This is a genomic window from Zhihengliuella halotolerans (assembly GCF_004217565.1).
GTDB lineage: Bacteria > Actinomycetota > Actinomycetes > Actinomycetales > Micrococcaceae > Zhihengliuella > Zhihengliuella halotolerans.
The window spans coordinates 1,895,379-1,909,877 of the sequence record NZ_SHLA01000001.1 but is presented as its reverse complement, the minus strand read 5'-3'; the positions used below and the strand labels follow the sequence as shown (position 1 = coordinate 1,909,877).

12 protein-coding genes are annotated in these 14,499 nt (G+C 68.3%); 6 read left to right on the top strand and 6 right to left on the bottom strand.

From position 1 onward, the window contains the following. Nucleotides 1–16 precede the first annotated feature (16 nt). Entirely contained in the window at nucleotides 17–916 is a 900-nt protein-coding gene (locus EV380_RS08590; RefSeq protein ID WP_130450698.1) for an Lrp/AsnC family transcriptional regulator, read from the bottom strand. Between the two features lie 212 nt (nucleotides 917–1,128). Here EV380_RS08590 and EV380_RS08585 point away from each other — a divergent pair, with 212 nt between their 5' ends. Genes EV380_RS08585 through EV380_RS08575 form a run of 3 tightly spaced genes read left to right on the top strand, consistent with a single transcriptional unit; the run spans nucleotide 1,129 to nucleotide 5,871 of the window. Then, on the top strand, nucleotides 1,129–2,475 hold the full coding sequence (locus EV380_RS08585; protein ID WP_130450696.1) for an MFS transporter: 1,347 nt from the start codon (nucleotides 1,129–1,131) through the stop codon (nucleotides 2,473–2,475). A gap of 38 nt (nucleotides 2,476–2,513) precedes the next feature. After that, nucleotides 2,514–4,229: an amidohydrolase gene (locus EV380_RS08580; RefSeq protein WP_242607552.1), complete on the top strand. Its 1,716-nt coding sequence runs from the start codon at nucleotides 2,514–2,516 to the stop codon at nucleotides 4,227–4,229. Beyond that, nucleotides 4,222–5,871, top strand: coding sequence for a thiamine pyrophosphate-binding protein (locus tag EV380_RS08575; protein ID WP_242607551.1), 1,650 nt, complete (start codon nucleotides 4,222–4,224; stop codon nucleotides 5,869–5,871). The genes EV380_RS08580 and EV380_RS08575 overlap by 8 nt, the downstream gene beginning before the upstream one ends. A 27-nt stretch (nucleotides 5,872–5,898) precedes the next feature. Here EV380_RS08575 and EV380_RS08570 read toward each other — a convergent pair whose 3' ends face one another. From EV380_RS08570 to sdhC, 5 genes are all read right to left on the bottom strand, one after another. Beyond that, entirely contained in the window at nucleotides 5,899–6,663 is a 765-nt protein-coding gene (locus tag EV380_RS08570; protein ID WP_242607550.1) for an alpha/beta hydrolase family protein, read from the bottom strand. 106 nt (nucleotides 6,664–6,769) lie between these two features. Beyond that, on the bottom strand, nucleotides 6,770–7,549 hold the full coding sequence (locus tag EV380_RS08565; RefSeq protein WP_102161375.1) for a succinate dehydrogenase iron-sulfur subunit: 780 nt from the start codon (nucleotides 7,547–7,549) through the stop codon (nucleotides 6,770–6,772). Beyond that, a complete protein-coding gene (gene sdhA, locus EV380_RS08560; RefSeq protein WP_102161377.1) occupies nucleotides 7,549–9,336 on the bottom strand; it encodes a succinate dehydrogenase flavoprotein subunit in 1,788 nt (595 codons plus the stop codon). Before sdhA ends, EV380_RS08565 begins: the two co-directional genes overlap by 1 nt. 48 nt (nucleotides 9,337–9,384) lie before the next feature. After that, a complete protein-coding gene (locus tag EV380_RS08555; protein ID WP_102161379.1) occupies nucleotides 9,385–9,837 on the bottom strand; it encodes a succinate dehydrogenase hydrophobic membrane anchor subunit in 453 nt (150 codons plus the stop codon). 3 nt (nucleotides 9,838–9,840) lie between these two features. Continuing rightward, nucleotides 9,841–10,236, bottom strand: coding sequence for a succinate dehydrogenase, cytochrome b556 subunit (gene sdhC / locus EV380_RS08550; protein ID WP_102161381.1), 396 nt, complete (start codon nucleotides 10,234–10,236; stop codon nucleotides 9,841–9,843). 250 nt (nucleotides 10,237–10,486) lie between these two features. On the opposite strand from sdhC, the gene EV380_RS08545 reads away from it, so the two are divergent. The 3 genes from EV380_RS08545 to EV380_RS08535 all read left to right on the top strand — a co-directional run bounded on the left by EV380_RS08545 (nucleotide 10,487) and on the right by EV380_RS08535 (nucleotide 14,401). Continuing rightward, nucleotides 10,487–11,599, top strand: a complete 1,113-nt coding sequence (locus EV380_RS08545; RefSeq protein WP_102161383.1) for a mannose-1-phosphate guanylyltransferase — start codon at nucleotides 10,487–10,489, stop codon at nucleotides 11,597–11,599. 72 nt (nucleotides 11,600–11,671) lie between these two features. Then, complete coding sequence (locus tag EV380_RS08540) at nucleotides 11,672–12,934, top strand: amidohydrolase (RefSeq protein WP_423219020.1); 1,263 nt, start codon at nucleotides 11,672–11,674, stop codon at nucleotides 12,932–12,934. A gap of 405 nt (nucleotides 12,935–13,339) precedes the next feature. Next, entirely contained in the window at nucleotides 13,340–14,401 is a 1,062-nt protein-coding gene (locus tag EV380_RS08535; protein ID WP_242607549.1) for a BMP family lipoprotein, read from the top strand. Nucleotides 14,402–14,499: the final 98 nt, after the last annotated feature.

The following is a 14,499-nucleotide window of genomic DNA, read 5'->3' as shown; positions in this document are numbered from 1 at the left end:
GTCACGGGGTTTCCCTTCAGGCCATCTGCCGGTAGTAGTCCTCCTTGACCAGCTCGAGGTGCTGCCACGCCGTCAGGCGCAGGACGCCCGGGAGTGCGCGCAGGGTGTCGAGGCGTCCCAGCAGGTCGCTCGACGTGGCGGCCGCGATCGTGGCGACGACGTCGAACGACCCGATGCATTCTGCGGCGAACTCGATCGCCGGATCCTCCTGCAGGGCGCGAAGGACATCGGAAGAGTCCGCCCCGAGCGTGATGCCCAACCCCATCGAGAGCTGGCGGCCCAGCGCGCCGCGGGTCTCCACGGCGCTGATGGTGACGATTCCCGTGGCGAGCAGCCGCTGCACTCGTGCGCGTACCGCCGGCGCGGACAGGCTGACCGCACGGGCCAGCGAGGTGTAGCTCGCGCGGCCATCGCGCTGCAGCAGCTCGACGAGGTGCCGGTCGATCGCGTCGGTGCCGGAGACGCCGTCGTACCGGGGGATGAAGAGCCCCTTGAGGATTCCGGTGTAGCGCTGGGTGCGCACCTCGGTCACGCCGGGGGTCGAGCGGACGCGGTGCAGGGCGGCGCCGAGCGCCTCGTTCGAGTCCACGCGGACCTCGAGCACGATGTCGTGCAATCCGCCGACGCAGGAGACGAGCACTGCCTCCTCGATGCCGGCGAGGGCCCGGGCGACGGGCCGCGCCGCGCGGTCGATGGCGATGGAGAGGTGGGCGATGACCGTCTGCCCGACGAACGCCGGGTCGTAGGCGGCGAGAACGCGGACGGTGCCGCCCCCGGTCAGCGCGCGCAGGCGATCGGAGACGAGGGAGCGTGGCGCGTCGAGTTCTGCGGCCAGCTGCTGGATGGTAGCCCGGCCGTCGCGCTGGAGAGCGCGGATCAGGCGGGCATCGAGTGAGGTGTCACGCTCCGAAATCATCCGAAAAACCCCGTTCTGCTTCGCTCGGAAGAGAAGCAATAGGCAGCGGAGGCCAAATGGCCCAGTTCTGCATCGATTATTCGTCGATGTGAAACAGAAAGAAAGTCCCGGGCGTGGTTGGACGTATTATGCGTGTTGTGGGCTGTGTCACGCGCTCCTATGGTTGTCGCACAGCCCCGGCCGAACGGGGCGGTCCCCTTGAGGAGAATGCAATGGATGCGAACCCCAGAACGAAGTCCGGATTCGATCACCGGCAGGCGCGCCGGGCCGGCACCGCCGCGTTCGTCGGTACGGCGATCGAGTGGTACGACTTCTACATCTACGCTACGGCTGCGGCACTCGTCTTCGGGCCGCTCTTCTTCCCCGAATCCGATCGGATGGTCGGGATCGCGGCGGCCTTCGCGACCTACGCCGTCGGCTTCTTCGTCCGGCCCCTCGGCGCGATCATCTTCGGACACATCGGAGACCGCTTCGGGCGCCGCCCGTCGCTGGTCATCACCCTGCTCGCGATGGGTCTGGCCACCGTCCTGGTGGGCGTGCTGCCGACGTACGACCAAGTTGGCGTGTGGGCGCCGGTGCTCCTCCTGGCGCTGCGCGTGGTGCAGGGCCTGGCTGTCGGGGGTGAGTGGGGCGGCGCCGTGCTCATGGCCGTGGAACACGCCCCGGAGAAGCACAAGACCTTCTACGGCGGCTTCCCGCAGCTCGGCAACTCGGCCGGCGCGCTGGCCGCGACCGGCACCTTCTCGGTGCTGTCCGTACAGGGCGACGACTTTCTGATCGACGGCGGCTGGCGGATCCCGTTCCTGCTCTCGATGCCGCTGATCCTGCTCGGCTTCTGGGTGCGCTACCGGCTCGAGGAGTCGCCGGTCTTCGACCAGTCGCGCGACGACCAGCCGCAGCAGCTCCCACTGACGTACGCGCTCAAGACCAACTGGCATCCAATGCTGCTCGGCATCGGCATGGCGGGCGTCTCCACGGGCGGGTACTACATCGTCACGTCCTTTGCGACGGCGTACGCGACCGACCCCGCTGTGGGACTGAGCGAGACGCTCGTGCTGAACGCGCTGGCTGCGGCGGCTTTCGTAGAATTCGTGACCACCCTGGCCATCGCCTGGCTCGGCGACCGGTACGGACGCAAGCGGGTCGTCATGATCGGGGTCCTCGGCTCGGGAGCGCTGATCGTCCCGCAGTTCCTGACGCTCGGCGGCGGCTCGGTGTGGGCGATCTTCGCGGCCTTCATCGCCATGCGGCTTGCCATGACCGCCACCTACGCCCCGGTCGCCACCGTGATGGCGCAGATGTTCCGGCCGCAGGCCCGCTACACGAGCATGTCCCTCTCCAACGGCATCGCCGCTGCCATCTGGGGCGGCCTCGGCCCGGTGACGGCGACCTGGCTGTACGTCCAGACCGGCACGATCTGGTCCGTCATCGTCCTCTTCCTCGGGATGGTCGCCGTCTCCGCGGTTTGCCTGCACCTGGCACCGCAGCACATCGACCCCGCCCCCGACGCCGGAGAGCGCCGGGACGCGAACGACGAGTCCGCCGAACTCGGCGTCTGACCTCACACCCACCACACCTACCCCCACCGGAGGAACTTGTGAGAAAGCTCCGCACGTTCGAATCGTCGCCAGTCGACTATGTGCCGCAGTTGGTTCGCGCCGCGACGATCCACACGATGGATCCCGGCCGCCCCCGCGCCACCGCGATGCTGATCCATGCCGGCCGCCTCCTCGCCGTGGGGGACGCGACCGACTGCTACGCGGCCGCCACCGGCCTCGGGCTGCCCGCGCCGACCGAGCAGGACCTGGGCGACGCCGTCGTCGTGCCGGGATTCGTCGACGCGCACGCCCACCCGCTGATGTACGGCCAGCTCAAGACCTGGGTGGACTGCGGCCCGGGCCGGGCCGCGTCGATCCCCGAGATCATCGAGTTGCTGCGCGAACGCGCTGCCGAGACTCCCAACGGGCTGCCGGTGCGCGGCTACGGCTACGAGCACGTGAATCTGGCCGAGGGCCGGCACCCGACCCGCCACGAGCTGGATCAGGTGGCGACCGACCGGGAGGTCTACCTGATGAACGCGTCTGGACACGGCGGCGTCGTCAACTCCTTCACATTCGAGCTGCACGGCGTCACTGATCAGACCCCGAACCCCGCCGGCGGCGAGTACTTCCGCGATGAGCACGGGCAACTGACGGGCGAGCTCTCCGACGCGGCCTGCAACATCCTCACCGGGATCGAGGGGGTCAAGGTCGGCCACCACGGGCCCAACTTCCATCTGGCGGACGCACCCGAGGAGCACCTGCGCCAGCTGCGCATCGCACAGGAATCGTTCCTGGCCGGCGGCGTGACGACGATCGGCGACTGCCAGGTCTCCCGCCGCGAGTTCGACATGTACCTGCGATTGGCCGAAGAGAATCAGCTCAAGGTCCGGGTCAACATGTACCTGCTTTCCCATCTGCTCGACGAGGCCGCGGACATGGGCCTGCACGGCCAGTTCGGCAACGCCTTCCTGAGCTTCGCCGGGTTCAAGTTCTACGCCGACGGGACCCTCGGCGGCTGGACCGCCTATTTCCCGGACGGGTACGTGGGCGACCCGTGCCGCACCGGGCAGCTCTATCACGACCCCGCCGACTACGCCGACCTGATCTCCAAGGCCCACGGGCTGGGCCTACAGACCGCGACCCACGCGCAATCGCCGACGGCGCTCGAGATGGTGATCGGAGCGATCGAGCGCGCCCAGGGCGAGCGGCCCGACGCCGACGCTCGGCACCGGATCGAGCACTGCGGCCTGCCGACCCCGGAGCAGATCCGGCGGATGTCCGCCGCGGGGATCCTGCCGGTCAATCAGCCGCAGCACTACTACAACTGGGGCGAGGGCGTGAAGGACGCCGTTGGCACGCCGGGGGAGCGGTTCAATCCGCTGGGCGAGTTCGTGGATGCCGGGGTGCCCGTGACCATCAGTTCCGACGCGCCTGTCGCCGAGCCGCTCCCGCTCGAGGCCATGCAGGCCGCCGTGACCCGCGTGACCCGCAACGGCCACCGGCTCGGTCCCGACGGCCTGCGCATCACCGCGCGGCAGGCGCTCGAGGCGCACACGATCAACGCGGCCCGCGCGCTCGGCCGCGAGGACGATCTGGGCTCGCTGAGCCCCGGCAAGCGCGCGGACTTCGCGGTGCTTGCCGCCGACCCGCTCGCGGCCGACCCGGAACTCATGTCCCAGATACCGGTCCGACAGACGTGGGTCGACGGGGTGCGCCGCTTCGCCGCGGACCCCACACCCAGCACGACGACGAAGGAGGCACAGCATGTCTGAGCAGCAGCAGGAGGCGACCGGGGTGATGGACCTGCCGGCCGGCGTCGTGCGCGAGAACGTGGGGCTCGACGTGCTCACGCTCCTGCGGGACTACGGGGTGGACACGATCTTCGGCATCCCCGGCACCCACAACCTCGAGTTCTACCGGCACCTGGAGCCGCTTGGCTTCCGGGCGGTCACCGCCCGCCACGAACAGGGTGCCGGCTACGCCGCCGACGGCTGGGCCCAGCAGACGGGTCTGCCGGGCGTCGTGATCACGACGAGCGGCCCGGGGCTGCTCAACGCGCTCTCCGCCGCCGGCACCGCCTACTGCGAATCGCGTCCGCTCATCCTGCTGTCGCCGGGCGTGCCGCAGGGCCAGGAGTTCGCGGACAAGGGTGCGCTGCACGAGACCAAGGACGCGACGGGGGCCGCCGGGGCGATCGTCGAGTGGTCGCGCCGCGTGACCAACGGGGCGGAGGCGGTGCAGGGAATCCACGACGCGTTCGAGCTCTTCCGGCACGGCCGCCCACGCCCTGTGCACCTCGAGATACCACTCGACGTGCTGGAGGGGCCGTCACGCGTTCCGAACGGCGATCTGGTCGCGCGCCCGCCGCGCCCGCCGCGGGCCGCCGAGCCCGCGAAAGTGCACGACGCCGTTGCCGCCCTGCGTGGTGCCCGGAACCCGGCGATCCTGGCCGGAGGCGGGGCGCTACGCGCCGGTGCCGATGTCACCCGCCTCGCCGAGGCGCTGCAGGCGCCCGTCGTGACCACGCTGAACGGGAAGGCGGCGATCCCGGAGACGCATGCGCTCTCCCTCGGGTCCGACGTCCGGCTTCAGGCCGCCCAGCACCTGCTGGAACGGGCTGACGTGCTGCTGATCCTGGGCTCGAAGGTCGGCGAGGCCGAGCTGTGGTTCCGGGAGCTGGAGCCGGGCGGCACCGTGATCCGAGTGGACATCCTCGAGACACAGCTGGAGAAGAACACCCGGTGCGACATCGGTCTCGTCGGCGACAGCGCCGCCGTCGTACCGCAACTGCTGGCGGGGCTGGAGGGCCACGAGCCCGGCCCGGCGCCCGCGCTGGGTGGGCTGCGGGCAGAGCTGCGGGAGACTGCTCGGGCCCTGTCGCCCGAGTTCGCGGCGCTCGCCGGCCAGGTGGCCGCTGCGGTTCCGGCCGACGCGATCATCGGCGGCGACTCCTCGCAGGTCACCTACTTGGGCACGGCGAGTTTCGTGCCGCAGCAACGGCCGCATTCCTTCTTGTACACGCCCGCCTACGCGACGCTCGGGTACGGGCTGCCCGCCTCCATCGGCGCGAAGATCGCCGCGCCCGAGCGGCCGGTGGTGTGTGTCATCGGCGACGGTGCACTCATGTTCGCTGTTCAGGAGCTCGCGACGGCTGTCGAACAGCGGCTGGACCTGGTCCTGGTGTGCGTCGACAACGGTGGTTACGGCGAGATCCGCGCGAACGAGACCGACCGCGGGATCGCGCCGGTCGGAGTGGACCTGGTGCAGCCGGATTGGGTGGCGCTGGCCGGTGCTTTCGGCGGGCGCGGCGTGCGCATTTCGCGCGCGGACGAACTTGCACCCGAGATCGAGGCCGCAATCGCCGGGGGCGGGGTGCGGATGATCCACGCGCCGGCAGAACTCTTCGCCGTCTGAGACGGAGCGCGGGCCGGGCGGCGGCGGTTACTCCGAGGCTGCGAAGTACTGCTCGGCCCACGCCGCGATCATGTTCGCGGCCCGCTGGCCGTGCACGCGCTGGGTGAGCAGGTGGTCGGCGCCGTCGAGGGAGAAGAACGATTTGGGGTGCTTGACCTTGACGAAGATCTTGCCCGCGTTCTCGAGGCCGACGGTGTTGTCGGTCGGGGCGTGGATCACCATGAGCGGGGCGCGCAGGCTGGCGATCGAGGCGGTCAGGTCGTGGGCCTGGACGTCCTGGATGAAGGCCCGCGTGATCTCGAGCCGGCGCGGGCCCAGCTTGAGTTCGGCGCTACCGGAGGACTCGATCTCCTCCATCAGGTGCTCGAAGTTGTGGATCACGTGCCCGGGGTCGAACGGGGCGCCGATCGTGGCGACCGCGTTCGGCTGGATCTCCCGGGCCGCCGCGATGACGGCGGCCCCTCCCATCGAGTGCCCGACGAGCAATTCCGGCTCGTGGCCGAGATCGCGCAGCGCCTGCGCGGCCCGGACGGTGTCCTGCACTTTGAGGCTGAACGAGGTGTCGGCGAAGTCGCCCTCGGATTCGCCGAGCCCCAGGTTGTCGAAACGCAGCATGCCGATCCCGTGCTGGGCCAACCCGCGGCAGACCCGGGCCGTCGCCAGCGAATCCTTCCCGAGCGTGAAGCCGTGGGACATGATGCCCCAGCCTTTGACGGGGCCCACGGGCTCGTCGATCGCGGCGGTCAGTGTCGCGCCGGACGCGCTGGTGAAGGTGATTTTTTCGCTTGCCACGCACACAGTCTAGGTCTCCGGCGGGTGGGGAGCCCAAACGACGACGGCGGGGCCGGCGGACTCGCGATGAGTCCGCCGGCCCCGCCGGTACTTCAGCGGCTCCGGGCTAGATGGAGCGGGCCAGGACGGCCTGCTTGACCTCGGCGATGGCCTTGGTCACCTGGATGCCGCGCGGGCACGCCTCGGTGCAGTTGAAGGTGGTGCGGCAGCGCCACACGCCTTCCTTGTCGTTGAGGATCTCCAGGCGCATGTCGCCGGCGTCGTCGCGGCTGTCGAAGATGAAGCGGTGCGCGTTCACGATCGCAGCCGGGCCGAAGTACTGCCCGTCGGTCCAGAACACCGGGCACGAGGACGTGCACGCAGCGCAGAGGATGCACTTGGTCGTGTCGTCGTAGCGCTCACGGTCCTCAGGGGACTGGTAGCGCTCGCCCGAGGGTTCGTGGCCCTTGGAGACGAGGAACGGCATGATCTCGCGGTAGGACTGGAAGAACGGCTCCATGTCCACGATCAGGTCCTTCTCGACCGGCAGGCCCTTGATGGCCTCGACCGTGATCGGCTTGTCCGTGTCCAGGTCCTTGAGCAGGGTCTTGCAGGCGAGGCGGTTGCGGCCGTTGATGCGCATGGCGTCGGATCCGCAGATGCCGTGGGCGCAGGAGCGACGGAAGGAGAGCGAGCCGTCGTGCTCCCACTTGACCTTGTGCAGGGCGTCGAGCACGCGGTCCGTGCCGAACATCGTCAGCTGGAAGTCCTCCCACTCGGCCTCCTCGGAGACCTCGGGGTTGTACCGACGGACGCGCAGCGTGATGTCGAACTGGGGGATCTCGCCGCCGCCAGCGCTGGCCGCGAGGTCGATCTTGGATGCTGGTTCTGCTGCTTCAGTGGTCATTAGTACTTACGCTCCATCGGCTGGTAACGGGTGAAGGTGACCGGCTTGGTGTCGAAGCGCAGGCCCTTAATGCCCTGCATCTCAGCGGTCTCGTCCTTGTACACCATCGAGTGCTTCATGAACTTCTCGTCGTCTCGATCCGGGAAGTCCTCGCGGAAGTGACCGCCGCGCGATTCCTCGCGCCCCAGAGCGGACACGGACATGACCTCGGCGAGGTCGAGCAGGAAGCCGAGCTCCACTGCCTCGAGTAGATCCAGGTTGAAGCGCTTGCCCTTGTCCTGGATGCTGATGTTCTTGTAACGCGCGCGCAGGTCCTCGATGTCCTGGACGGCCTTCTTGATGGTCTCTCCGGTGCGGAAGACCTGCATGTTGGCGTCCATCGTGTCCTGCAGGTCCTTGCGGATCGCGGCGATGCGCTCGGTGCCGTTGCCCTGGCGGACGGTCTCGAGGAGGGCCTCGGTGTCGCCCAGCGGGTTCTCCGGGATCTCGACGAACTCGGCGGTCTTCGCGTACTCGGCCGCGTAGATGCCGGCGCGCTTGCCGAACACGTTGATGTCCAGCAGCGAGTTCGTGCCCAGGCGGTTGGAGCCGTGCACCGAAACGCAGGCCACCTCGCCAGCGGCATACAGGCCGGGCACCGTGGTGTCGTTGTCCTGAAGGACTTCACCCTGGATGTTGGTCGGGATGCCGCCCATGACGTAGTGGGCCGTCGGGAAGACGGGGACCGGCTCGGTGTACGGCTCGACGCCGAGGTAGGTGCGCGCGAACTCGGTGATGTCCGGGAGCTTGGCGTCGATGTGCGCCGGCTCCAGGTGCGTCAGGTCGAGCAGGACGTAGTCCTTCTCCGGGCCGCAGCCGCGACCCTCGCGGACCTCGTTGGCCATCGAGCGGGCGACGATGTCGCGCGGCGCGAGGTCCTTGATGGTCGGGGCGTAGCGCTCCATGAAGCGCTCGCCCTCGGAGTTGCGCAGGATGCCGCCTTCGCCGCGGGCCGCCTCGGAGAGGAGGATGCCGAGGCCGGCGAGGCCGGTCGGGTGGAACTGCACGAACTCCATGTCCTCGAGCGGGATGCCGCGGCGCAGGGCGATGCCCATGCCGTCGCCCGTGAGGGTGTGGGCGTTCGACGTCGTCTTGAAGACCTTGCCGGCGCCGCCGGAGGCGAAGACGACGGACTTGGCCTGGAAGACGTGCAGTTCGCCGGTCGCCAGGTCGTAGGACACGACGCCGGCCACACGCTTCTGCAGGTAGGTCGAACCATCCTCGCGGGTGGCCTCTTCCTCGACGGTGAGCAGGTCGAGTGCGTAGTACTCGTTGTAGAACTCGACGTTGTGCTTGACGCAGTTCTGGTAGAGGGTCTGCAGGATCATGTGACCCGTGCGGTCGGCTGCGTAGCACGCGCGGCGCACCGGAGCCTTGCCGTGGTCGCGGGTGTGGCCGCCGAAGCGGCGCTGGTCGATCTTGCCCTCGGGCGTGCGGTTGAACGGCAGACCCATCTTCTCCAGGTCGAGCACCGCGTCGATGGCCTCCTTGGCCATGACCTCTGCTGCGTCCTGGTCGACGAGGTAGTCCCCGCCCTTGATGGTGTCGAACGTGTGCCACTCCCAGTTGTCTTCCTCGACATTGGCGAGTGCAGCGCACATGCCGCCCTGCGCGGCGCCCGTGTGGGAACGCGTGGGGTAAAGCTTGGTGAGTACCGCCGTGCGCGCGCGCTGGCCGGATTCGATGGCCGCGCGCATGCCGGCGCCGCCGGCGCCGACGATGACGACGTCGTACTTGTGTACCTGCATACCGGTTGCTCTCTCTTTTCTAAAAGCTGGTTCGGCCGGAGGCCGGGATTACTTGCAGACCTCGAGCGGGGAGCCCGGAATGCACGGGTCGAACGTGAAGATCACCAGGGTGCCCAGCACGATGATGACGATCGTCGAGAAGTACAGGACGGCCTTCAGCCAGAAGCGGGTGCGGTCCTTGTCGGCGTAGTCGTTGATGATCGTGCGGACGCCGTTGGTGCCGTGCAGCATGGCCAGCCAGAGCATGGCGAGGTCCCAGAACTGCCAGACGGGGTTGGCCCATTTGCCGGCGACGAAGCCGAAGTCGATGGCGTGGATGCCGTCGCCCATGAGGAGGTTGGTGATCAGGTGGCCGAAGATCAGGACGATCAGGAAGAGGCCGGAGATGCGCATGAAGAGCCACGCGAGCATCTCGAAGTTGCCCTTCTTGCCGGGGACCCGGTTGTACTTCTTGTCGATCCGGCCGGAACGAGGAGGAACGAATTCTGTCGTCGTCGACATGGCTTAGTGACCTCCGAGCGCGAGGGTGAGGTGGCGGATGCTGAATCCGATGGTCGCGACCGCCCAGACGATGAGGACGCCCCAGAGCAGCTGGCGGTGGAACTTGGGCCCCTGCTTCCAGAAGTCGACGAGGATCAGGCGCAGGCCGTTGAAGGCGTGGAACAGGATGGCTGCGACGAGAGCGGTCTCGCCGAAGGCCATGAGCGGGTTCTGGTACGTGCCGATGACTGCGTCATAGGCGCCCGGGGACACTCGCACGAGGGAGGTGTCCAGGACGTGTACCAAGAGGAAGAAAAAAATGACAACACCGGTAATCCGATGCCCGACCCAGGACCACATGCCTTCGCGGCCGCGGTAGAGGGTGCCTGACGAAGTCTTCGACACTGAAATAACCTCCATGCATCGCAGGGCGCTTGTGCGGCTTCCGCACAAAGAATTAACGCCGGTGCGTGAGCGTTCTTGCCCCGATCTTAGTGCACGAACATAATCCCCCTCATCCATTCCCGCACGGCATGTGACGAGGCTCACGCCGATGCGGGGGAACCCGCGGTAATCCGCGGATCTTCAGGGCAATTCCGCAACAAAAGCATGTGCTAAATAGCGGCCAGCCTGCACCGAAAACGAAACTGCGTCGTTTAGCCTTTTAGGCATGGCCACTGACATTCTTGATCGTTTCTACGGCGTTATTCCCGCAGGCGGGGTCGGCACCCGACTCTGGCCGCTCTCCCGCGCTGCGGCACCGAAGTTCCTGCACGACCTCACCGGCAGCGGCAGCACGCTGATCCGCGCCACCTACGACCGGCTCACCCCGCTGGCGGGGGAGCGGATCATGGTCGTGACCGGTACGGCGCACCGCGGCGCCGTCTGCGAGCAGCTCCCCGAGCTGGGCGAGAACAACCTGCTGCTCGAGAGCGAGCCCAAGGATTCCGCTGCCGCCATCGGCCTCGCCGCGGCCATCCTGCACCGCCGAGACCCGGAGACGATCATGGGATCGTTCGCGGCGGATCAGGTCGTGGGCCCGCTCGAGGTCTTCCTCGAGGCCGTACGCGAGGCCGTGTACACCGCGGCGAGCGGGAAGATCGTCACGATCGGGATCCGGCCGACCCTTCCCGCCACGGGTTTCGGCTACATCCGGGCGGGCGCGCGGCTGAACATCGCGGGGGCTCCGAGCGCAACGGAAGTCGCCGAATTCGTCGAGAAGCCCAGTGAGGACGTCGCCCGCTCCTACCTCGCCAGTGGCGACTACCTCTGGAACGCGGGAATGTTCGTCGCCCCGACCGCCCTGATGCTCTCGCATCTCGAGCTCAACCAGCCGGAGCTGTACGCGGGGCTATGCGAAATCGCCGACGCGTGGGACACGGACGAACGCGACGCCGTCGTCGAGCGCGTCTGGCCGACGCTGCCGAAGATCGCCATCGACTACGCGGTCGCCGAGCCGGCAGCCGCCGCGGGCGACGTCGCCATGGTGCCCGGGGTCTTCACGTGGGACGACGTCGGCGACTTCGCCGCGATCGGGCGCCTCAACCCGGCGAGCGAGAACAGCGACCTCACGGTCCTCGGCGAGGGCGCGCGGGTCTACTCGGATCAGGCCTCGGGCGTCGTCGTCTCCGATTCCAAGCGCGTGATCGCGCTGATCGGCATCGACGACGTCGTCATCGTCGACACCCCTGACGCCCTGCTCGTGACGACCAGGGACCACGCCCAGCAGGTCAAGCAGGCCGTCGAGGCGCTCAAGGCCTCCGGCGAGGTCGACGTCCTCTGATGCAACCCGCACATGGCGGGCCGGCGAAATCAAAAGCGGCCCGCCGCCGTCGTACGTATTAAGGTGTGGACTGTGAATGGCTCAGGCGAGAACGCAACCAAGCATCCGGAAGGCGCGCCCGGCCGCGCCCTGACCACCGCGGGCGTGCCCGCGGTTGGCCCGTGGGTGGACCCGCTCCTCGAGGACCTCGTCGCCTTCCGGCGCGACGTGCATGCGAACCCGGAGCTCTCATTCCAGGAGCACCGCACCACGGAGAGGGTCGTCGACATCCTCACCGATGCGGGCCTTGACCCGCAGCGGCTCGAGGGGACGGGCGCGTGGGTCGACGTCGGGGACGGCCCGGTCGCGCTCGGCTTGCGGGCCGACATCGACGCGCTTCCCGTCGTCGAGGAGACGGGGCTCGACTACGCCTCGGTTACCCGGGGCGTGTGCCACGCGTGCGGCCACGATATTCACACGACCGTCGCGCTCGGCGTCGCGCTCACGCTGAAGAAGATGCACGACGCCGGCAAGCTCGCCTCCCGCGTGCGCGTGATCTTCCAGCCCGCGGAAGAGCGGATGCCGGGTGGCGCCCTGGCCGTGATCGAGCAGGGTGTGCTCGACGACGTCCCGCGCGTGCTGGCGCTGCACTGCGACCCGCGCATCGACGCCGGCACGATCGGCACCCGCATCGGCGCCATCACTTCCGCCGCCGACACCATCAAGCTCGAGCTCACCGGGCGCGGCGGGCACACCTCGCGCCCGCACCTGACTGAGGACCTCGTGTTCGCGCTCTCCAAGGTCGCCGTCGACGTGCCGGCCGTCTTGAACCGCCGCGTCGACGTGCGCAGCGGCGTCTCGGTCGTGTGGGGGCAAATCAGCGGCGGGTCTGCACCCAACGCCATCCCCTCCGCCGGGTATCTGGCCGGCACGATGCGCTGCCTTGACGCCGAGGCGTGGGAAGCCGCCGGCGACATGCTCGACGACGTCGTTCAGCAGGTGGCCCAGCCGTTCGGCGTCGACGTCAAACTCGAGCACTTGCGCGGCGTGCCACCGGTCATGAACGCCCCCGCGGAGACCGAACTCATCGAATCAGCCGCGCGCGCCGAGATCGGCGCCCACGCGATCGTCCTGACGCCGCAGTCCATGGGAGGCGAGGACTTCGCCTGGATGACGCAGAAGGTCCCGGGGGCGATGCTTCGCCTCGGCACACGCACGCCCGGCGGCGAGACCTACGACCTGCACCGCGGCGACTACGCCCCGGACGAGCGGGCGATCGGCATCGGCGTGCGGGTCATGGCGGCTGCAGCCGTGCGCGCCGCGCTCGAGGCCGCGACCGGGCGGCTCGCGGAGTAGGGCGGATTTCGCGCCGTCGGTGGCCCCGCCCGGAGAATCCTCTCGTCGGGGTACGAGCTGGCGCGGGCCCCGTTGGCGCACTGACGCGCAGGTCAGCGCCGGAACCGCCAACTCCGCTACTGCCCGGGCGGGCGGCAGGGCTACTCCGGGGTATTGCATGCAACTGTCATTCATGGTTGTATAACAAGTCACAGCGAAGAGTGGTGCACATCACCAACATCGGATCGCCCGTTTTCCGCGGCGATAGGCTGACAGGACGCACGCAAGGGCGTTACTCTTTGTTACATTCACCACCTTCGGTGGGGACGCATCCGCAGCCCCTGCCGGGTCTCCCGCCGACTCGCACCGGTGTCCCGAGACCCGTTCCGGAAGGTGGTCATGAGGGGCTAGTTCAACGGAGGAACATTGAAGAATTCACTGCGTATCAAGAGGTCCACTGGCGTCGCCGCCGCCGTTCTCGGCGTCTCCGCGCTGGTCCTGTCGGCCTGTGGCGCCGCACCCGAGGAGGGCAACGGGGGCGACGTCGAGCCGATCGACTACACCGCGTGCATGGTCTCCGATGAAGGCGGCTTCGACGACGGTTCGTTCAACCAGGCGTCCCACGAGGGCCTCACCCGGGCCAAGGACGAGCTCGGCGTCGAGACCCGCGAGGCGGAGTCGAACGCCTCGACCGACATGGGCCCGAACATCGACCAGATGGTCGACGCCGGCTGCAACATGATCATCACGGCCGGCTTCATGTTCGAGGATCTACCGCTCAATGCTGCGGAAGCCAACCCGGAGACCAAGTTCGCGGTCGTGGACTACGGCTACGAAACGGTCCCGGAGAACATGCGCACCCTGAACTACAACACGGCTGAGGCAGCCTACCTGGCCGGCTATGTTGCGGCCGCTTACTCGAAGTCCGGCAAGGTCGGAACCTTCGGCGGTGCCGAGATCAGCACGGTGACCGACTTCATGTTCGGCTTCGAGAATGGCGTCGAACGCTACAACGAGGACAACGACGCCGACGTCGAGGTCGAGGGTGTGGACACCTTCGTCGGCGACTTCTCGAACACCGTCAAGGCCAAGCAGATCTCGGAGAACTTCCTGCAGTCCGGCGTGGACGTGCTGATGCCCGTCGCCGGTCCGCTGGGCCAGACCGCGGTCGATGCCGTGAACGAGTCGGCCAGCGAAGACGACGCCGTCGTCTGGGTCGACACCGACGGCCACGAGTACGCCAACGGCGGCGACACCGCGGTGCTGACCTCCGTCATGAAGAACATGGGCCTGACCGTGTTCGAGTCCATCGAGCAGGACGTCAACGAGGAGTTCGCCTCCGAGGCGTACGTCGGCACCTTGGAGAACGAGGGCGTCGGCATCGCCCCGTTCTACGACTTCGAGGCCGACCTGCCCGACGGCCTGCAGGGCGAGCTCGACGCGCTGCGCGCGGAGATCATCGCCGGCGAGGTCGACCCGCTCGACTGATCCACCGTCCGGACGACGGCGTGCGGCCGGGGGCGAATGGATCGCCCCCGGCCGCACGCACGTCTCGGCGGCGGCAACTCACACAGGCCATGGCAACA